Genomic DNA, 19,486 nt, shown 5'->3' on the forward strand with positions numbered 1-19,486 from the left:
CCCTTGCAGGGGAGGATTGAGGTTTTTACTTCTCCAGGGCGTATTGCCTGTCTCTTATACACATCTAGATGTGTATAAGAGACAGGCCCTATCGAGAGGGTGACACCCCTCCGTCAACGCTTCGCGTTACCACCTCCCCTTGCAGGGGAGGATTGAGGTTTTTACTTCTCCAGGGCGTATTGCCTGTCTCTTATACACATCTAGATGTGTATAAGAGACAGGCCCTATCGAGAGGGTGACACCCCTCCGTCAACGCTTCGCGTTGCCACCTCCCCTTGCAGGGGAGGATTGAGGTTTTTACTTCTCCAGGGCGTATTGCACCGTAAGCGTGACCGACGCGCTGACCTGGCCGGGTTCGACCGGGGTGGTGGCGACGGCATCGGCCTTGAAGCGGGCGCTTTGCAGCATGGGCATGGGAGGCTGGCCGCCGCTGTTGCTTTCGGCAATGGAGAGGAGGCGGGCGGAGCGGTAGCCAGCGGCCTGGGCGTAGAAATCGGCCTGGGCTTTCGCGCTCTTGAGCGCGGCGCCGCGCGCCTGCGCCAGCATCGGCGCGGGATTGTCGATCGCGAAGGTCGGGCCGTTGATGTTGGTCGCGCCCGCGGCCACCATGGCGTCGAGCAGGGGGCCGACCTTCCTGATGTCGCGCAGTTTGACGCTGAGCTGGTTGGACGCTTCATAGCCGATGAAGCGCGGGCCGGCGGGTTCGCCGTCGCGCTGGTTATAATCATATTGCGCCGACAGGTTGATGCCGCTGGTCTGGATGTCCTTCTTGGCGATGCCGGCGCGGGAGAGGGCGGCGATCAGCTTTTCCGTCTTTGCGGCATTGTCCTGCATAGCCGCCTGCGCAGTGGGCGCGCGGGTCTGGACGCCGGTGCCCACGGTGGCGATGTCGGGCGACCCCTCGACGCTTTCGGTGACGTTGAGGGTGACCACCGGCGCGGTTTCGGCAAGGGTCACGCTGGTCTGGGCGATGGCGGCCATCGGGAGCGACGAAGCGGCGAGCGCCATGATGGCGAGGGCGGATTTCATGAAGGGAACACTCCTGTTTGGATGCCGTAATGGTGGGACGGCTGCGATGAATGGACGCTGACATGCGTTGAAAGCCGTCAGACAGGTTGGGGTTCCGTGTCCTCTCCGTGTCGGTGACGCAGGGGACGCGCCTTGATGCACGCCCCCTCCACCACCGCTTGGCGGCGGTCTCACTCCCCGTGCCGGGGAGGATATGCTTGCTCCATCGTGATCTTGCGACTAGCTGCACGGGCATGGCAGCACCTCTTCTTTCGTTCGAAAATCTTGGCCTTTCGCAGGGCAGCCACTGGCTGTTTCGCGGGATCGACATTCATGTCGGCGCGCGCGACCGGCTGGCGCTGATCGGGCGCAACGGCGTGGGCAAGACGACCCTGCTCAAGCTGCTGGGCGGTCAGATCGAGGCCGATGAAGGCGTGCGGTCGGTGCAGCCGGGCGCGCGGATCATCACGCTGGAGCAGGACCCGGACGTCAGCGCGTTTGCGACGCTGCATGATTTCGCGCTGGCGGGCGAATTTGCGCCGCCCGCCCATGAGGTGGAGGCGATTGCCGACCAGTTGGGGATCGACCTGTCGCGCGAGGCGAAAACGGCGAGCGGCGGCGAGCGGCGGCGGGCGGCGATCGCCCGTGCGCTGGCGAGCGAACCGGACCTGCTGTTGCTGGACGAACCGACCAACCATCTGGACATTGCGGCGATCGACTGGCTGGAAAACTGGCTGGCGCGTTATAATGGCGGCTTCATCGTCATCAGCCATGACCGCGCCTTCCTGACGCGGCTGACGCGCCAGACGCTGTGGCTGGACCGGGGGCAGATGCGCCGCAACGAGATCGGCTTTGGCGGTTTCGAACAGTGGATGGAGGCGGTCTATGCCGAAGAGGCGCGGGCGGCGGAGAAGCTGGACGCCAAGCTGAAGATCGAGGCGCACTGGCTGGAGCGGGGCGTCACCGCGCGGCGCAAGCGCAACCAGGGGCGGCTGGCCAAGCTGTGGGAAATGCGCGAGACGCGCGCGGCGATGAACGGGCCGCAGGGCGTCGCCAAGATCGCGGTGGCGAGCGACGACAGCAAGACCAAAAGCGTCATCAAGGTCGAACATGCCAGCAAGATGTTCGGGCAGCGGACCATCATCGACAATCTGTCGCTGCGCGTGCAGCGCGGCGACCGGATCGGCATTGTCGGGGGCAATGGCGCGGGCAAGACGACCTTGCTGAAGATGCTGACCGGCGAATTGCAGCCCGACAGCGGTACGGTGAGCCAGGCCAAGACGCTGGACATGATCTTCATCGACCAGCAGCGCAGCCTGATGCAGGGCGACAAGACGGTCCGCGAAGTGCTGGCCGAGGGGGGCGACTGGATCGATGTGCGGGGCGTGCGCAAGCATGTCCATGGCTATCTCAAGGACTTTCTGTTCGATCCGAGCCTTGCCGAGGCGAAGGTGGGCACGCTGTCGGGTGGGGAGCGTTCGCGCCTGCTGTTCGCGCGCGAATTTGCGCGCGAATCCAACCTGCTGGTGCTGGACGAGCCGACCAACGACCTGGATTTGGAAACGCTCGACCTGTTGCAGGAAGTGATTGCCGATTATGACGGCACGGTGCTGATCGTCAGCCATGACCGCGACTTTCTGGACCGCACGGTGACGGTGACGCTGGGGCTGGACGGATCGGGCAAGGTCGATGTGATCGTGGGCGGCTATGCCGACTGGATCGCCAAGCGCGATCCGCGCAAGGCCGTCAAGATCGAGAAGAAGGCCGCCGCCGCGCCCCCGCCGCCAAAGCCCGTGTCGGCAAAGCTGAGCTACAAGGACCAGCGCGACCTGGAACTGCTGCCCAAGCGGGTCGAGGAACTGGAGGCGGCGATCGCGCGGGACGAGGATATGCTGGCGGACCCGGCGCTTTACACCCGCGAACGCAAGCGGTTCGACGCGCTGACCGGCGCGATCGAAAAGGCGCGGGCCGAGAAAGAGGCGGCGGAAATGCGCTGGCTGGAACTGGCGGAGAAGGCCGAGGGTTTGGCGGGGTAGTCTGTCGTGCTCCCGCCTGCGCGGGAGCACGTATCATGGGACACTCGACTTCCTTCGAAGCGAACGGCAGTTATGGGATTTGATCGCAAGGGGGGCTGACCAATGGACACGGCAATCGACCAGTCGCACCATGCCGTTCATTATGTGAATCGGGTCGGCTGGCTGCGCGCGACGGTGCTGGGGGCCAATGACGGGATCGTGTCCACTGCCAGCCTGATGACCGGGATCGCCGCATCCGGTGCGGACGGGCAGGCGATCCTGCTGACCGGCGTTGCCGCGCTGGTCGCGGGGGCGATGTCGATGGCGGCGGGAGAATATGTGTCCGTCAGCGCGCAATCGGATACCGAACGCGCCGACCTGGCCAAGGAACGGCATGCATTGGCCGTGCAACCCGAACAGGAATGGGCGGAACTGCGCGACATTTATGTCGAGCGTGGCCTGACGCCCGACCTGGCGGGGCAAGTGGCGCGACAGTTGATGGAGGCTGACGCGCTGGGCGCGCATGCCCGCGACGAGCTGGGCATTTCCGATATTGCGACCGCCCGTCCGGTGCAGGCGGCGCTGGCGTCGGCGGGCAGCTTTGCCATGGGCGCCGCGCCGCCGGTTCTGGTCGCGGCGATAGCGCCTGCGGGCAGCGCGATCATGGCGATTGTCTGCCTGAGCCTGCTGTGCCTGGCGCTGCTGGGCTATGTCGGCGCGCGGCTGGGCGGGGCGCAGGTGGTGCGATCAATGGGCCGGACCCTGTTCTGGGGCGCTCTGGCGATGGCGGTGACGGCGGGCGCGGGGCATCTGTTCGGGGCGGCGATATAGTGGCAAGGTCCACGCAAATTTCACAGGAGACGACGAGATGACGGACATTCAGCAGATCCCGCTCAAGACCATCAAGGGCGCGGACGCATCGCTCGCCGATTATGCGGGCAAGGTGGTGCTGGCGGTCAATGTCGCATCCAAATGCGGGCTGACGCCGCAATATGAAGGGCTGGAAAAGCTGTACGCCGACTATAAGGACAAGGGGCTGGTGGTCGCAGGCTTTCCCGCCAATGATTTCGGCGCGCAGGAGCCGGGGACGAACGACGAGATCGCGACATTTTGCACCACCAATTTCGGCGTCGATTTCCCGATGTTCGAGAAGATCGTGGTCACCGGGCCGGACAAGCATCCGCTCTATGCCGCGCTGACCAGCGCCGTGCCGGAAGCGCAGGGCGAGGGCGATGCGTTTCGCGAGAAGCTGAAAGGCTATGGCATGACCCCCAATCCGGTGCCTGAAATACTGTGGAATTTCGAGAAATTCCTGATCGCCAAGGATGGCAGCGTGGCGGCGCGTTTTGCGCCGACGACCGCGCCGGACGACGCGGCGCTAGTCGCGGCGATCGAGACGGAACTGGCCAAGTGAGGATGCGGGCAGGCCTGATCGCGGGGGCGATGCTGATGGCGGGGGCACCCGCCGGGGCGGCGCTGTCGCCCGCCGGGGCGGCGCGGGCTGTTCAACCGCGAACTATCAGCACCAGCGTGGAGGCGGGCTATGAACCCGCGATCGGCCTGCTCGAAAAACTGGTGAACCAGAATAGCGGTTCGATGAACCTGGCCGGGGTGAAGGCGGTGGCCGACATGCTGCGGCCTGAGTTCGAGAGACTGGGCTTTGTCGTGACATGGCAGCCGATGGATGCGGCCAAGCGGGCCGGGCATCTGATCGCGGTGCATAAGGGACGGGCCGGGACCACGAAGATGCTGCTGATCGGGCATCTGGATACCGTGTTCGAGCTGGATTCGCCGTTTCAGACGTTCGAGCGCAAAGGCGATCTGGCGCGTGGGCCGGGCGTGGCGGACGACAAGGGCGGGGTCGTCACGATGCTGCTGGCATTGAAGGCGATGCAGGCGGCCGGCACGCTGAAGGGCGCGAATATCGAGGTCGTGCTGACCGGGGACGAGGAGGATTCGGGCGATCCGATCAGCATCGCGCGGTCCGACCTGATTGCTGCGGGCAAGCGGGCCGATGTGGCGCTGGATTTCGAGGGGCTGTCCCAGGAGGACGGCAAGGATATGGGGTCGATCGCGCGGCGATCCTCCAATAGCTGGACGCTGACCGCGAGCGGAAAGTCGGGGCATAGTTCGGGGATTTTTTCCGCCAGCGCGGGCGATGGCGCGATCTATGAACTGGCGCGGATCATCGTGGCGTTTCGCAAGGAACTGCCCGAACCCAATCTGACCTTCAATGTCGGGCTGATCGGCGGCGGGCAGAGCGCCGATGTGGACAAGGACGGCGTACGGATCGCGGTGACCGGCAAGACCAACATCATCCCGCCCATCGCGGTGGCAAAGGGCGATTTCCGTACGCTGAGCGAGGAGCAGACCGCGCGGGTGCGGGCGAAGATGGAGGCGATCGTCGGGGCGGGGCATCTGCCGGGCACATCGGCGCGCATTGCATTCGACATGGGCTATCCGTCGATGGCGCCCACGGCTGGCAATCGCGCGCTGCTGGCGCGGTTGAACCGGGTCAATGCCGATCTGGGGCTGGCGCAGATGCCCGAACTCGATCCGCTGAAGCGCGGCGCGGGCGACATCAGTTTCGTCGCACAGGATACGGACGGGCTGGTGGGGCTGGGCGTGACGTCGACCGGCGATCACAGCCCGGCGGAACAGGCCGACCTGTCGAGCATGAAGCGCCAGGCCAAGCGCGCGGCGATATTGATGAGCCGGCTGGCGGGGGAAAAGGGACGGAAATAGGGGGCATGGCATAGTTGAGCAGCGTGTTCCCGCGCAGGCGGGAACCCAGGCCCGCCGTCCGAACTGGGTTCCCGCCTGCGCGGGAACACGGAAATACTGTAACGGATGTAAGTATATAGCCATGCTCCCGTCCACGCCCCTCCTCGCCACATCGATCGGCCCGGTGCTGGAAACGCTCAGCATCGTCGGTACCTTCGTCTTTGCCGCGTCGGGCGCGTTGGCGGCGGCGCGGTTGCGGCAGACTTTGGTGACCTTCGCCTTTTTCGCGCTGGTGACCGGGGTGGGTGGTGGCACGTTGCGCGATCTGCTGATCGGGGCGCCGGTATTCTGGGTCGTGGATGCCGCGCCCGCCATCACCTGCATGTGCGCGGCGGTGATCGTGTGGTGTACGCCGCGCCGCTTCTGGAGCGAGCGGGCGCTCGACTGGCTGGACGCGATCGGGCTGGCGGCCTTTGCGGTGTTCGGCGCGGCCAAGGCGATGAGCTTCGGCGTGCCGCCCTTCGTCGCCGGGATGATGGGCGTGGTGACCGGCTGCGTCGGCGGGATCATGCGCGATCTGCTGGCGGGGGAACCGTCGATCCTGTTGCGGCCGGAACTTTATGTGACGGCTGCGGCGGTGGCGGCGGGGCTGTTCGTGGGGTTGCGGATGCTGGGGCTGGACGTGCCGATCGCGGGCGTCATCGCGGCGCTGACCGGCTTTGGCTTGCGCGCGCTGGCGATATGGCGCGGGCTGGGGTTGCCGGTCTATCGGGATGAGGGGGGCTGAGATCGCCCCTCGCTTGAGCGTTGGTCATGGCCTTCAAGGGCGCGCGCCGCACCTGCGTCGAAGCCCCCTCTTCCAACTGCGCCTAACCTCACTGCGTTCGGTAAGGCTGCATATCCTTCTCCCCCGTGGGGAGAAGGGGGTTAGCGCCACAGGCCTGCGATTAGCGTCATCATGCCGCGTTCTTCCGCTGCGCTGCGCATCTTCGGTGCACCGTAGCTGCGGCATTCCAGGCAGTCGGCGCGGACGCCTGCGCCGGTGACTAGGGCCTTGACGTCGGCCACCGCCTGCATCGCCCAGTTGCGCTGGACCATGGCTTGGCGGGCCAGCATGTCGCGCGGCGCGCCTGCGTCGTCCGCGTCGCGCTGCACCATCGCCTCGATCCAGGCGGCCCATTTGTCGGGCACTTTTTCGATGCGATAGGCGCGGGCGGTCTTGGGGTCGATTTTGGCGCGGCGGGCGGCTTCGGCAATGGCGTCCTCCAGCCCGCCGAAGCGGTCCACAAGGCCGTTCTGGCGCGCGGTGCCGCCGTCCCAGACGCGGCCCTGCGCAATCGCGTCGATCTGTGCCGGGGTCTTGTGGCGCGATTGCGCGACGATGCCGACGAAGCGGCGGTAGATGTCCTCTACCCCCATCTGCATGATCGCGTCGAATTGCGGGGAGGTGCCGCCGGCAAGGTCGGGCTGGCCCGACAGGGGCGTGGTGGCGACGCCGTCCGTCGTGACGCCGATCTTGGCCAGCGAGCCTTCAAAGCTGGGCAGAATACCGAACACGCCGATCGAGCCGGTGATGGTGTCCGGTTCCGCAAAGATCATGTCGGCGGGGGTGGACACCCAATAGCCGCCGCTGGCCGCGACATTGCCCATGGAGACGATGACGGGAAGTCCGTCCGCCTTGGCCTGAAGAATGGCGGAGCGGATCTTTTCCGAGGCCATGACTGATCCACCGGGCGAATCGACGCGGACGACGAGGGCTTTCAGATCCTTTTCATTGAGCGCGGTCAGCAGCAGGTCGGAGATGGTGTCGCCCGCTGCGGTGCCGGGACCGGCTTCGCCATCGACGATGTCGCCCGCGATCGTCAGCACGCCGATCTGGCCGTCATTGGCGGGCATGCGCGCCTTGACATAGGCGGCAAGGTCGATCGTGGCGAAACCGCCCGCCTTCGCATCGGAGGCTTCGCCCGCAATCTCCGCGACGCGCGTGCCAAAGGCGGTGGTGTCGCCCAGCTTGTCGATCAGGCCCGCGGACAGGGCGGCCTGCGCCATATTGCCGTTGGCGGCGCGGGCGGCGGCGACCGGGTCGGCGGCATAGGCGGCGATCTTCGCCTTTGGCCGCGCCTTGGCGACATCATCGCGCCAGTTTTGCCACAGCGCGTCGGCCAGCGCCTGATTGGCCTGCTTGGCTTCGGGGGACTGATCGGCCCGGATAAAGGGTTCGACGAAGCTCTTGTAGGTGCCGACACGATAGACATGGGTGTTGACGCCCAGCTTGTCGATCAGCCCCTTATAATAGAGGCCTGATCCGCCCCGGCCCATGATCGCAACGCCGCCCAGCGGATCGCTCCACGCTTCGCTGGCATGGGCGGCCAACAGATAGCTGTCATCGGTATAGAGGGTAGCATAGGCCAGCACCGGCTTTTTCGCGGCGCGCAGGGCGTCGAGCGCCTGGCCGACGCGGGCGATGGCGACCTGACCGCCGCCCATGAAGCCATCGAGGTTCAGGACCACCGCCTTGACCTTGCCATCCGTCCTGGCCGCATCGAGCGCAGTGACGATGTCGGACAGGCGATATTCCTTCATCTGCGGGCCGGACCCCGACAGCAGCGCGAAGGGATCAACCTCCGCCGGCTGTTCGACGATGGTGCCGTTGAGGTCGAGCAGCAGAGCGCCCGCGCTGATGCCGGCGGCGGGCTTTGGCGAGAAGGAAAGGGCGGCATAGAGCGCGCCGAAGAAGAGGAGCAGGAACAGCAGGACCAGTCCGTCCTTGATCGCGACCAATATGCGCCACGCGCCCTTCACAAATGCCAAGTGGGTGTTCCTTCTGCCCGATCTGCCATGGCTAGCCCATCGCCCTGTCGACTGCAATGTGGGGGTACAGGCGGGCTGGACAAGCTTGCGCGGTCGATTTTGGCCGCTATGGGGATCGTTGCATAATCACGGCCTATCCACCCCCGTTCGCCCTGAGCCTGTCGAAGGGCCGCCCTTCTTCAAGAGAAGGAGAAGGCTTCGACAAGCTCAGCCCGAACGGAGATGGGGTTGGAGAATTATGCCGCCGTTCCGTGATGGGAACTCATATTGTCCGCTCTTGTGCAGGAGACATGCCCGATGCCCACACTCGTCCTTATCCGTCATGGCCAGTCGTCATGGAATCTGGAAAACCGCTTCACCGGATGGTGGGACGTGGACGTGACCGAGAAGGGCGTGGGCGAAGCGCGGGCGGCGGGGCAGCTGATGAAGGCCAAGGGGCTGGATTTCGACCAATGCTACACCTCGCTCCAGACCCGCGCGATCAAGACGCTGAACCTGGCGCTGGAGGAAATGGGGCGGCTGTGGCTGCCGGTGGAGAAGGACTGGCGCCTGAACGAGCGCCATTATGGCGGGCTGACCGGCCTGGACAAGGCGGAGACGGCGGCCAAGCATGGCGACGCGCAGGTCAAGATCTGGCGCCGCAGCTTCGACATTCCGCCGCCGGTGCTGGAGGCGGGCAGCGAGTTCGACCTGAGCAAGGACCGCCGCTATGCGGGCATCGCCATTCCATCGACCGAGAGCCTGAAGGACACGATCGCGCGCGTGCTGCCCTATTGGGAAAGCCGCATCGCGCCCGACCTGAAGGCAGGCAAGCGGGTGCTGATTTCCGCCCATGGCAATTCGCTGCGCGCGCTGGTCAAGCATCTGTCGAACATTCCCGACGACGAGATTACCGAACTGGAAATTCCGACGGGTCAGCCGATCGTTTACGAACTGGCCGACGATCTGAGCGCGATCGAGCGCTATTATCTGTCGGAACGGTAAGGGCTGTGTGCTCCCGCGCAGGCGGGAGCCCAGTTGAAACGGCGGGACTAGGCTTCCGCCTGCGCGGGAGCACGCCGGGTTCGGGGAGGAAATACGACATTGCCCCCCGGCGACCCGGTCGCTAAGGGGCTTTGCTTTCCGGGCGGCACCGTGAAGGCCGCGCCATGAGGGGAAGCACGGGCATGAGCGGGGCAATCGAGGTCGGCATCATCATGGGGTCGCGGTCCGACTGGGACACGATGCGCCATGCCGCCGAAACGCTGGACGCGCTGGGCGTGCCCCATGAATGCAAGGTGGTGTCGGCGCACCGCACCCCGCAACGGCTGTATGATTATGCGACGAGCGCGGTGAGCCGTGGCCTGAAGGTCATCATCGCGGGCGCGGGCGGGGCGGCGCATCTGCCGGGCATGTGCGCGTCCATGACGCGCCTGCCGGTGCTGGGCGTGCCGGTCGAATCGAAGGCGCTGAAGGGCATGGATTCGCTGCTGTCGATCGTCCAGATGCCCGGCGGCATTCCCGTGGCGACGCTGGCGATCGGCAAGCCGGGCGCGATCAATGCCGGGCTGCTGGCCGCCGCGATCCTGGCGACCAATGATCCCGAACTGGCCGGGCGACTGGACGCCTGGCGCACGAAGCAGACCGATGCGGTCGCCGAAACGGTGGAGGACTGAGCGGCCCCATGACGACCATCGCGCCCGGTTCGACCATCGGCATCCTAGGCGGCGGCCAATTGGGCCGGATGATCGCCATCGCCGCCGCGCAGCTTGGCTATTGCACCGCCATCTACGCGCCGGAGGAGAGCGGCCCCGCCGCCGACGTGTCGCCGCGCTGGACGCGGGGCGATTATGAGGACGCAGCGGCGCTGGCGGCCTTTGCCGATGGCGTCGATGTCGTCACCTATGAATTTGAGAATATCGACCCGGCGGCGGTCGAGGTGCTGGCCAGCCATGGGCTGGTGCGTCCGGGTGCGCAGGCGTTGCGCGTGGCGCAGGACCGGCTGGCGGAAAAGCGGTTCGTGTGCGATCTGGGCGGGCTGACCGCGCCCTTTGCGCCGGTCGAGAATCTGGACGATCTGGAGGCGGCGATCGCGCAGGTCGGCAGCCGCGCGATCCTGAAAACCAATCGCATGGGCTATGACGGCAAGGGACAGGCGCGGATCAATGAGCCGGGCGATGCGGTCGGCGCATGGAATGCGATCGGCCGGCAGAGCGCGATACTGGAAGGCTTCGTGACCTTTGCCGAGGAATTTTCGGTCATATTGGTGCGCGGGGCGGACGGTGAGGTGCGCTTCTGGGACAGTTCGGCCAATGTCCATGTCGACGGCATCCTCGACACGTCGATCACGCCCGCCGGGCCGCTGATCGAGGGGCAGGTGCCTGCCGCCCGTGCGCTGGCCCGCAAGATTGCCGATGCGCTGGACTATGTCGGTGTTTTGACCTGCGAATTTTTCGCCAGTGCCGATGGCCCGGTGTTCAACGAAATGGCGCCGCGCGTCCATAATAGCGGGCATGGCACGATCGAGGGTGCGGTGACGAGCCAGTTTGAAAATCATGTCCGTGCGATTTGCGGCCTTCCGCTGGGCGACACCGCGCTGGCGGCGCGCCGGGTGGAGATGCGCAACCTGATCGGCGAGACGGCGCATGACTGGCAGACGATCCTGTCCGATCCGGCCAACCATCTGCACCTTTATGGCAAGCATGAAGCGCGGCCGGGGCGCAAGATGGGGCATGTCACGCGGCTGACGCTGTGAGCGAGATCGTGCTGATCCTGGCCCGCGCCGACAATGGCGTGATCGGGCGGGATGGCGATCTCCCCTGGCGGTTGCCGGCGGACCTCAAGCGGTTCAAGGCGCTGACGCTGGGCCATCCGATGATCATGGGGCGCAAGACGTTCGACAGCCTGCCGGGACTGCTGCCGGGGCGTCGCCATATCGTCCTGACTCGCGACCGGACATGGAGCGGGGCAGGGGCGGAGGTTGCGCATGATGTCGCGGGCGCGCTGGCGCTGGCCAATGCGCCGGGCGTGATGGTGATTGGCGGGGCGGAAGTGTATCGACTGTTTCTGGACGTCGCCCATCGAATCGAGCTGACCGAAGTGCATCTGGACGCGGTGGGGGATGCCAGCATCGCCTATCCCGATCCGGCGGACTGGGTGGAAGTGGCGCGGGAAGCGCATGGCGCGCTGGACGGACGGCCCGGCTACAGCTTCGTGACCCTGCGGCGCGCCTGATGCCGCATTGCCACGCCCCCCGCGCATCCCTATAGGCCGCGCCATGGAGCGGCTGACTAGCGGCGCCCCGGTCCCGGCGCATTTGCGCGGGGCCATCATGGCGCTGGGCAATTTTGACGGGTTTCACGCCGGGCATCAGGCCGTGGTCGGCCATGCGATAGACCGCGCCCGTGCCGAGGGGCGCCCGGTCATCGTTGCGACCTTCGATCCGCATCCGATGCGGTTGTTCCGGCCCGATACGCCCCATTTTCGCCTGACCACGCTGGATCAGCGGGCGGCCCTGTTCGCCGCAGCCGGGGCGGACGCGATGATGGTGTTCGCCTTTACCCCCCAACTGGCTGCGCTTGGGCCGCAGGCTTTCGTGCGCCTGCTGGCCGCCGATATGGGCATTGCGGGGGTCGTCACCGGGCAGGATTTCACCTTTGGCAAGGGGCGCGCCGGTTCCGTGGCGCTCCTGTCCGAACTGGGCGCGCCATGGGGCATGTGGGCGCAGGCGGTTGCGCCGGTGACCGATGCGGACGGGGCGGTGATTTCCTCCAGCCGCATCCGCGCGGCGTTGCAGGCGGGCGATTGCGCCACCGCGACCCGGCTGCTGACCCGGCCCTTTGCGATCGAGGGGGAGGTGCAGCATGGCGACAAGCTGGGCCGGACGATCGGTTTTCCCACCGCCAATGTCGATATGGGCAGCTATTTGCGCCCGGCCTATGGCATTTATGCGGTGCGCGGGATTTTGCCGGACGGGCGCGTGCTGGACGGGGCGGCGAATCTGGGCATCCGCCCGACCTTCGACCCGCCCAAGGAATTGCTGGAACCGCATTTCTTCGATTTTGCCGAAAGCCTGTATGGCCAGCGCATTGCCGTGCAACTGATCGCGTTCCTGCGGCCGGAGGCGAAATATGACGGGCTGGACGCGCTGATGGCGCAGATCGCGCTGGACTGCGAGGCTGCACGGCAAATCCTTGCGGGAACGCCTTACGTCGCTTAATGGCGGCTTGTTTTCTCACCCGTTCGGGCTGAGCGAAGTCGAAGCCTTCTACTGAGCGGAGCGAAGTGACCTCCCTATCGGTCGGTCGAGCCCTTCGACTTCGCTCAGGGCGAACGGTCATTAGCAGATACCGGACCCATTATGACCGACGCACCTGACTATAAGTCCACCGTTTTCCTGCCCGTCACCGACTTTCCGATGAAGGCCGGCCTGGCGCAGAAGGAACCCGCGATTGCGGCCAAGTGGGAGGCGATGGGTCTGTACGACCGGCTGCGCGAGCGGCGCAAGGGGCGCGAACGCTTCATCCTGCATGACGGCCCGCCCTACGCCAATGGCGACATCCATATGGGCCATGCGATGAACAAGGTGCTCAAGGACATCATCGTCCGCAGCCAATCGCTGCTGGGCAAGGATGCGCCCTATGTGCCCGGATGGGACTGCCATGGCCTGCCGATCGAATGGAAGATCGAGGAGGAGTATCGCAAGAAGAAGCTGAACAAGGACGAGGTGCCCGCCGCCGAGTTCCGCGCCCAGTGCCGCGCCTATGCCGACAAATGGGTGGGCGTGCAGAAGGAGCAGTTCAAGCGTCTGGGCGTGATGGGCGACTGGGCCGATCCCTATCTGACCATGAAGTTCGACGCCGAAGCGACGATTGTGGGCGAGTTGCTGAAATTCGCGGAAAGCGGCCAGCTGTATCGCGGGGCCAAGCCGGTGATGTGGTCCCCGGTCGAAAAGACCGCGCTGGCCGAGGCTGAGGTGGAATATGAGGATGTTACGTCGACGCAGATCGACGTGGCGTTCGAGATTGTGGAAGCGCCCAATGCGCCGGAACTGGTTGGCGCGCACGCGGTGATCTGGACGACGACGCCCTGGACGATCCCGGTGAACCAGGCGATCGCGTTTGGGGAGGGGATTGAATACGGCTTAGTTGAAATTGGGCATCAAGATTATGTTCGGCGCCGGTATTTGGTTGCTGCTGGTTTATGGGAAGATTTTTATCATCGGTTAGTGCCGAATTTGACGTCTCAGGTTGCCGATCATGGTATTGCAGCCTTTGAAATCTTGAAGACTTTCAAAGGCACCGACCTCGCCGGAGCAGTCGCCCGCCATCCGATGCACGCGCTCGGCGGCTTCTTCGCCCGCCCGCGTCCCTTCCTGCCCGCCGATCATGTCACCACCGATGCGGGTACGGGCCTTGTCCATATGTCCCCCGATCATGGCGAGGAGGATTTCATCGCCTGCAAGAAGCTGGGCATCGACCCGGTCTTTGCGGTCAATGATGCGGGTTTCTATCGCGACGATTGGGAGTGGTTGCCGGGGCAGGGCAGCGTCATCAACACCAAGTTCAACGGTGCGGACGGCCCGATCTGTAACGACCTGCGCGCGGCTGGCGCACTGCTGTCGGCCAGCGAGTTCAGGCATAGCTATCCCCATAGCTGGCGGTCGAAGGCGCGGATCATCTATCGCTGCACGCCGCAATGGTTCATTCCGATGGACAAGCCGAGCGGTCAGGTGATGGACTATCCGCTGCCGCCGCTGGAGCCGGTTACCGGCGCGCTGGCGACGGCGCTGCCGACCAACGGGCCGACGCTGCGCGGCGTGGCGCTCGATGCGATCCAGAATACCCGCTGGGTACCGGAGCGGTCGACCAATCGTATCCGGTCCATGGTCGAAGGGCGTCCCGACTGGGTGATCAGCCGCCAGCGCGCCTGGGGCGTGCCGATCGCGCTCTATGTGCATCGCAAGAGTGGGCAGTATCTGGTTGATTCGGCGGTCAATACCCGCATCGTCGAAGCGTTCAAGGCGGGCGGCGCGGATGCCTGGTTCGGGGCGGATCATCAGGCGCTGCTGGGGCCGGAGCATGATCTGGCCGACTATGAGGTCATCACCGACATTCTCGATGTGTGGTTCGATTCCGGGTCGACCCATAGTTTCGTGGTGGAGGCCCGCTATGGCGAGGGCGCGCGCGCCGACCTGTATATCGAAGGATCGGACCAGCATCGCGGCTGGTTCCAGTCATCGCTGCTCGAAAGCTGCGGCACGCGCGGGCAGGCACCGTACAAGGCAGTGCTGACCCATGGCTTCGCGCTCGACGGGACCGGGCGCAAAATGTCCAAGAGCCTTGGCAATGTCGTCGATCCGCTCAAGATCATGGGCGAAAGCGGCGCGGACATTTTGCGCGTATGGGTCGCGAGCACCGACTATTTCGATGATGTGCGGATCGGCAAGGAAGTGCTGGCCGGATCGTCCGACGCCTATCGCAAATTGCGCAATACTTTCCGGTACATGCTGGGCGCTCTTTCCGATTATGATCAAGAGACCGAAGCCGTGTCCTACGCCGAAATGCCGGAACTGGAGCGCTATATGCTCCACCGGCTGGCGACGCTGGACGCGGAATTGCGCAGCGTTGTCGACAAGGCGGCGGACAGCGAGAATTGGCTGGAATTCAGCCGCTATACCCGCGCGCTGTTCGATTTCGCCAATAGCGACCTGTCGGCCTTCTTCTTCGACATTCGCAAGGACTGCCTCTATTGCGACGCGCCGTCGGACCCCAAGCGCCGCGCCTATCGCACATTGCTGGATACGCTGTTCCATGCGCTGGTCCGCTATGCCGCGCCGATCATCCCCTTCACCGCGGAGGAAGTATGGCAAAGCCGCTTCCCAAGTGACGAGGAAAGCGTGCATTTTCTGGAATGGCCGGAGATCGACCATCACTGGATCAACGCGCATCTGGACGAGAAATGGACCGAGTTGCGCAGCCAGCGCGAACAGGTGAACGAGGCGATCGAGCCGTTGCGGCGCGAAAAGATCGTGCGTTCCAGCCTCGAGGCCGATGTCACCATGGGGCAGGTGCTGGCCGTGGGCGATGTCGATTTCGCCGAAGTGGCGATCGTCGCGCGGGTGACGATGGGCGAGGGCGACGGCATCAGCGTCCGTCCCAGCGAATGGCATAAATGCGGCCGTTGCTGGCGCCTGCTGCCCGAAGTCACCGAGGATGGCGCGCTGTGCGGCCGGTGTGACGCGGTGGTTGCGCCATGAATAGGCATGGAACAACGTGCTCCCGCGAAGGCGGGAGCCTAGTCGTGCCGTCCGATCTGGGCTCCCGCCTTCGCGGGAGCACGTTTTTTCCAGTCGCTGGGTTTGATCGATGACTAATCCTATCAACCACCGCCCGCTGGGCCTGACCGTCGCGATCGTGACGCTGGCGCTCGACCAGCTCATCAAATATGCCGTCACCTATCCGCTGGCGCTCAAGAGCCGGGCGGATCTGGGGATCGAGATATTGCCGATCTTCCGCCTGCGCTGGCTGGAAAATCGCGGCGTGTCGATGGGCTTCTTCCACGCCGACACCGACCTGATGCGCTGGGGGCTGGTGGGCATGACCATATTGATCGCCGGGTTTGTGGGCGTGTGGATGTGGCGCGAAAAGGCGCGGCAGGATGTCGCGGCGCTGGGGCTGGTCCTGGGCGGCGCCATCGGCAATATCGTCGACCGGATAAGGCTGGGCTATGTCGTTGATTATGCGGACCTGCATTTTGGCGACTGGCGGCCCTTCCTGATTTTCAACCTGGCTGACGCAGCGATCACCATCGGCGTGCTGATCCTGCTTGCGCGGGCGTTGCTGCTGCGCGACAAGGGCGCAAATACGGAGACTTTGAAGTGAAGCTTAAACTGATCCTTGCCGCCGGTCTGCTCACCACCCTGTCGGCCTGCGGCGGCGGCGGCGGGCTGTTCAACCGCGAACGTCCCGATGAATTTGCAGTGTCGCGTCAGGCGCCGCTGGTGATCCCGCCAGACTTCGCGCTGGTGCCGCCCGCGCCCGGCTCGCCTTCGTCCAATGCGGTCGATTCGAGCAAGGCGGCGATGGAAGCGATGTTCGGTGGCCCGGCGCAGCGCAGCGCGACCGAAACGTCGACGCTGAACGCCGCCGGTCGCGCCAATGCGGCGGCGGGCATCCGCTCGACCGCTGGCGATCCGGGCACCGAAGTGGTCGACAAGGGTGCGACCACCCGCGACATTATCGCCGCCCCCGAAGGCGACGGTCAGGACGCACGAGCCGCAACGCCGCAGTGATAGGGAATGGAAAAGGGGCCGATTGGCCCCTTTTTTGTTGCGCGGCAGACCCCCGGAAATCCTCCCCTGCAAGGGGAGGTGGATGGCCGTAAGGCCAGACGGAGGGGTATCGCCCTATCGAGAGGGTGACACCCCTCCACCATTCGCTTCGCGAACGGTCCCCCTCCCCTTGCAGGGGAGGTTTTTTAGGCCCGCGCTTCGGTTCCTACGCTGTTGTGGCGCAATGCCGTCAGCACCGTGTCGATGATGGCGTCGGCGTCCAGGCGCGCGTCGGCATATTGTTTTTCGGGCTTGTCCTGATCCTGAAACAAGTCCGGCAGGCGCAGGGTGCGCAGTTTCAGGCCATTGTCGATGAGGCCAAGGTCACTGGCCAGCGTCAGCACATGCGCGCCAAGGCCGCCGATCGCGCCTTCCTCGATCGTCACGGCGACTTCATGGGTGGTGAGCAGGCGGCGGATCATCGCTTCGTCGAGCGGCTTGGCAAAGCGCAGGTCGGCGACGGTGGTGGATAGGCCGCGCGCTTCCAGAGCCTCGGCGGCTTTGAGCGCCTCTTCCAGCCTTGTGCCGAGCGAGAGGATGGCGACCTGCCGCCCGTCGCGCACGATGCGGCCCTTGCCGATGTCCAGACGCTCCGGAACGGCGGGCATGGCGACGCCGGTGCCGTTGCCGCGCGGATAGCGCAGCGCGATCGGCCCGCTGTCATGGCAAGCGGCGGTATGGGTCATATGGACCAGTTCCGCCTCGTCCGCCGCCGCCATCACCACCATGTTGGGCAGGGTGGCGAGATAGGTGACGTCGAAACTGCCCGCATGGGTCGATCCGTCCGCGCCGACCAGACCCGCGCGGTCGATGGCGAATCGGACGGGCAGATTCTGGATCGCGACGTCATGGACGACCTGATCATAGGCGCGTTGGAGGAAGGTCGAATAGATGGCGCAGAAGGGCCGCATCCCCTGCGCAGCGAGGCCTGCGGCAAAGGTGACGGCATGTTGTTCGGCGATGCCGACGTCAAAGCAGCGGTCGGGAAAAGCGGTCGCGAATTTGTCGAGACCTGTGCCGGACGGCATGGCGGCGGTGATGGCGCAGACGGCCGGATCGCGCTGCGCCTCGGCAATCAGCGCCTGGGCAAAGACATTGGTATAGCTGGGCGGGCCGGGCGGAGCCTTGGCCTGGGTGCCGGTGATGACGTCGAATTTCTGGACGCCATGATATTTGTCATCGGCCGCTTCGGCGGGGCCATAGCCCTTGCCCTTTTGCGTGACGACATGGACCAGGCACGGCCCTTCGGCAGCGTCGCGGACATTTTCCAGCACGGGGATCAACTGGTCGAGATTGTGGCCGTCGATCGGGCCGACATAGTAAAAGCCCAGTTCCTCGAACAAGGTGCCGCCCATCGCCATGCCGCGAGCGAATTCGTCAGTCTTGCGCGCGGCATTGTGGAGCGGGCGGGGCAGCTTGCGCGCCAGCTTCTTGGCAAGGTCTCGCAGGCCCAGAAATTCGCGGCTGGACACGAGCCGCGCGAGATAGCCCGACAGGCCGCCGACCGGCGGGGCGATCGACATGTCATTGTCATTGAGGATGACGATCAGGCGATTGCCCGCCGCCTGCGCATTGTTCATCGCCTCATAGGCCATGCCTGCCGACATCGCGCCGTCGCCGATCACGGCGATGCCCTTGCCCGGCCGGTCCTGCATCTTGTTGGCGATGGCGAAGCCCAGAGCCGCGCTGATCGACGTGGAGCTATGCGCCGCGCCGAACGGGTCGAAATCGGATTCGGCGCGCTTGGTGAAGCCCGACAGGCCGCCGCCCTGACGCAGGGTGCGGATGCGGTCGCGCCGTCCGGTCAGGATTTTGTGGGGATAGCATTGATGCCCGACGTCCCAGATCAGCTTGTCATTGGGCGTGTCGAACACATAGTGGATGGCGGTCGTCAATTCGACCACGCCAAGCCCCGATCCCAGATGGCCGCCAGTGACGCCGACAGCGGCGATCACTTCCTGCCGCAGTTCGTCGGCAAGTTGCCGCAGCTGCTCCGGCTTGAGGGCGCGCAGGTCGGACGGCCAGATCACCTGGTCGAGCAACGGGGTTTGGGGGCGATCGTTCATGAAAGACATAGACTCGTCAGGGCGCTAGGCCGTTCCGTCGCGAAGCGCAACGATCCACTTATGCAGCGCATTTGGCGCATGTTCCCAAAATTTCTATCACCGGGCGTTCAGGCTTGAACCCTTCCTGTTCGGCAACGGCGCGGACTTCGTTCGTCACCTTGTCATCATCGACATGGGTTGCCTGCTTGCAGGTGCGGCACACCAGGAAGATGCAGTCATGGTGGCAGCCGGGATGGGCATTGGCGATATAGGCGTTGGCGCTTTCCACCCGCATCGCGACATTGTTGGTCACGAACAGGTCGAGGATGCGATAGACGCTGTTGGGCGCGACCCGCTTGCCGCGCGCCTTCGACACGGTGTCGGCAATGTCATAGGCCGATGCGGGCTTGTCCTCCGCCGCCAGCGCATCGAAAATGGCCGCGCGCATGGGCGTCCATTGTTCGCCCTGCGTTTCCAGCGTGGCGCGCGCAGCGTCGGCCAACCGGGTGCCGGTGGGTTCGTGATGATGGTGGTGATGGTCGGCCATGACGTCAATCTAGGCCGGGTAGATG

At 65.0% G+C, this 19,486-nt stretch carries 18 protein-coding genes; 14 read left to right on the plus strand and 4 right to left on the minus strand.

The window, feature by feature from the left end:
• The first annotated feature begins 68 nt into the window (after positions 1-68).
• Complete coding sequence (locus tag FE851_RS25980) at positions 69-239, plus strand: hypothetical protein (protein ID WP_186378740.1); 171 nt, start codon at positions 69-71, stop codon at positions 237-239.
• 58 nt (positions 240-297) lie between these two features.
• Here FE851_RS25980 and FE851_RS03780 read toward each other — a convergent pair whose 3' ends face one another.
• Complete coding sequence (locus FE851_RS03780; RefSeq protein WP_130752542.1) at positions 298-1,029, minus strand: SIMPL domain-containing protein; 732 nt, start codon at positions 1,027-1,029, stop codon at positions 298-300.
• Between the two features lie 233 nt (positions 1,030-1,262).
• On the opposite strand from FE851_RS03780, the gene FE851_RS03785 reads away from it, so the two are divergent.
• The 5 genes from FE851_RS03785 to FE851_RS03805 all read left to right on the plus strand — a co-directional run bounded on the left by FE851_RS03785 (position 1,263) and on the right by FE851_RS03805 (position 6,534).
• Entirely contained in the window at positions 1,263-3,044 is a 1,782-nt protein-coding gene (locus FE851_RS03785) for an ABC-F family ATP-binding cassette domain-containing protein (RefSeq protein ID WP_145199906.1), read from the plus strand.
• 102 nt (positions 3,045-3,146) lie between these two features.
• Positions 3,147-3,854: a VIT family protein gene (locus FE851_RS03790; RefSeq protein ID WP_107125175.1), complete on the plus strand. Its 708-nt coding sequence runs from the start codon at positions 3,147-3,149 to the stop codon at positions 3,852-3,854.
• Positions 3,855-3,891: 37 nt separating this feature from the next.
• Positions 3,892-4,437, plus strand: a complete 546-nt coding sequence (locus FE851_RS03795) for a glutathione peroxidase (RefSeq protein WP_130752544.1) — start codon at positions 3,892-3,894, stop codon at positions 4,435-4,437.
• A gap of 2 nt (positions 4,438-4,439) precedes the next feature.
• Positions 4,440-5,768, plus strand: a complete 1,329-nt coding sequence (locus tag FE851_RS03800; RefSeq protein ID WP_145204088.1) for a M20/M25/M40 family metallo-hydrolase — start codon at positions 4,440-4,442, stop codon at positions 5,766-5,768.
• A 121-nt stretch (positions 5,769-5,889) separates the two neighbouring features.
• Positions 5,890-6,534, plus strand: coding sequence for a trimeric intracellular cation channel family protein (locus tag FE851_RS03805; RefSeq protein ID WP_145199909.1), 645 nt, complete (start codon positions 5,890-5,892; stop codon positions 6,532-6,534).
• Positions 6,535-6,674: 140 nt separating this feature from the next.
• Here FE851_RS03805 and sppA read toward each other — a convergent pair whose 3' ends face one another.
• A complete protein-coding gene (gene sppA, locus FE851_RS03810; RefSeq protein WP_145199912.1) occupies positions 6,675-8,558 on the minus strand; it encodes a signal peptide peptidase SppA in 1,884 nt (627 codons plus the stop codon).
• Between the two features lie 297 nt (positions 8,559-8,855).
• Between sppA and gpmA the strand changes: the two genes are divergently transcribed.
• The 8 genes from gpmA (at position 8,856) to FE851_RS03850 (ending at position 16,830) form a co-directional block, all read left to right on the plus strand.
• The gene (gpmA, locus tag FE851_RS03815; RefSeq protein WP_019051776.1) at positions 8,856-9,542 is read left to right on the plus strand and encodes a 2,3-diphosphoglycerate-dependent phosphoglycerate mutase; all 687 of its coding nucleotides are present in this window, start codon (positions 8,856-8,858) and stop codon (positions 9,540-9,542) included.
• Between the two features lie 182 nt (positions 9,543-9,724).
• Positions 9,725-10,213 carry a 5-(carboxyamino)imidazole ribonucleotide mutase gene (gene purE, locus FE851_RS03820; RefSeq protein ID WP_017183666.1) on the plus strand — a complete coding sequence of 163 codons (489 nt, stop codon included), beginning with the start codon at positions 9,725-9,727 and terminating at the stop codon, positions 10,211-10,213.
• An 8-nt stretch (positions 10,214-10,221) separates the two neighbouring features.
• Positions 10,222-11,292 carry a 5-(carboxyamino)imidazole ribonucleotide synthase gene (locus FE851_RS03825; RefSeq protein ID WP_145199915.1) on the plus strand — a complete coding sequence of 357 codons (1,071 nt, stop codon included), beginning with the start codon at positions 10,222-10,224 and terminating at the stop codon, positions 11,290-11,292.
• Positions 11,289-11,771, plus strand: coding sequence for a dihydrofolate reductase (locus tag FE851_RS03830; RefSeq protein ID WP_145199918.1), 483 nt, complete (start codon positions 11,289-11,291; stop codon positions 11,769-11,771). The genes FE851_RS03825 and FE851_RS03830 overlap by 4 nt, the downstream gene beginning before the upstream one ends.
• Before the next feature lie 43 nt (positions 11,772-11,814).
• On the plus strand, positions 11,815-12,756 hold the full coding sequence (locus FE851_RS03835) for a bifunctional riboflavin kinase/FAD synthetase (RefSeq protein WP_145199920.1): 942 nt from the start codon (positions 11,815-11,817) through the stop codon (positions 12,754-12,756).
• Positions 12,757-12,897: 141 nt separating this feature from the next.
• Positions 12,898-15,795 (plus strand): isoleucine--tRNA ligase, encoded by a 2,898-nt coding sequence (ileS, locus tag FE851_RS03840; protein WP_145199923.1) that lies wholly within the window; start codon positions 12,898-12,900, stop codon positions 15,793-15,795.
• Between the two features lie 109 nt (positions 15,796-15,904).
• On the plus strand, positions 15,905-16,420 hold the full coding sequence (lspA, locus tag FE851_RS03845; RefSeq protein ID WP_019051782.1) for a signal peptidase II: 516 nt from the start codon (positions 15,905-15,907) through the stop codon (positions 16,418-16,420).
• Positions 16,417-16,830 (plus strand): DUF3035 domain-containing protein, encoded by a 414-nt coding sequence (locus tag FE851_RS03850; protein ID WP_017181351.1) that lies wholly within the window; start codon positions 16,417-16,419, stop codon positions 16,828-16,830. Before lspA ends, FE851_RS03850 begins: the two co-directional genes overlap by 4 nt.
• Before the next feature lie 185 nt (positions 16,831-17,015).
• Here the strand turns inward: FE851_RS03850 and dxs are convergent, their stop codons facing one another.
• The gene (gene dxs, locus FE851_RS03855; protein ID WP_145199926.1) at positions 17,016-18,944 is read right to left on the minus strand and encodes a 1-deoxy-D-xylulose-5-phosphate synthase; all 1,929 of its coding nucleotides are present in this window, start codon (positions 18,942-18,944) and stop codon (positions 17,016-17,018) included.
• Between the two features lie 49 nt (positions 18,945-18,993).
• Positions 18,994-19,461 (minus strand): Fur family transcriptional regulator, encoded by a 468-nt coding sequence (locus FE851_RS03860; protein ID WP_017181353.1) that lies wholly within the window; start codon positions 19,459-19,461, stop codon positions 18,994-18,996.
• Between the last annotated feature and the right edge of the window lie 25 nt (positions 19,462-19,486).

The organism is Sphingobium sp. B2 (assembly GCF_007693735.1).
Lineage (GTDB): Bacteria > Pseudomonadota > Alphaproteobacteria > Sphingomonadales > Sphingomonadaceae > Sphingobium > Sphingobium xenophagum.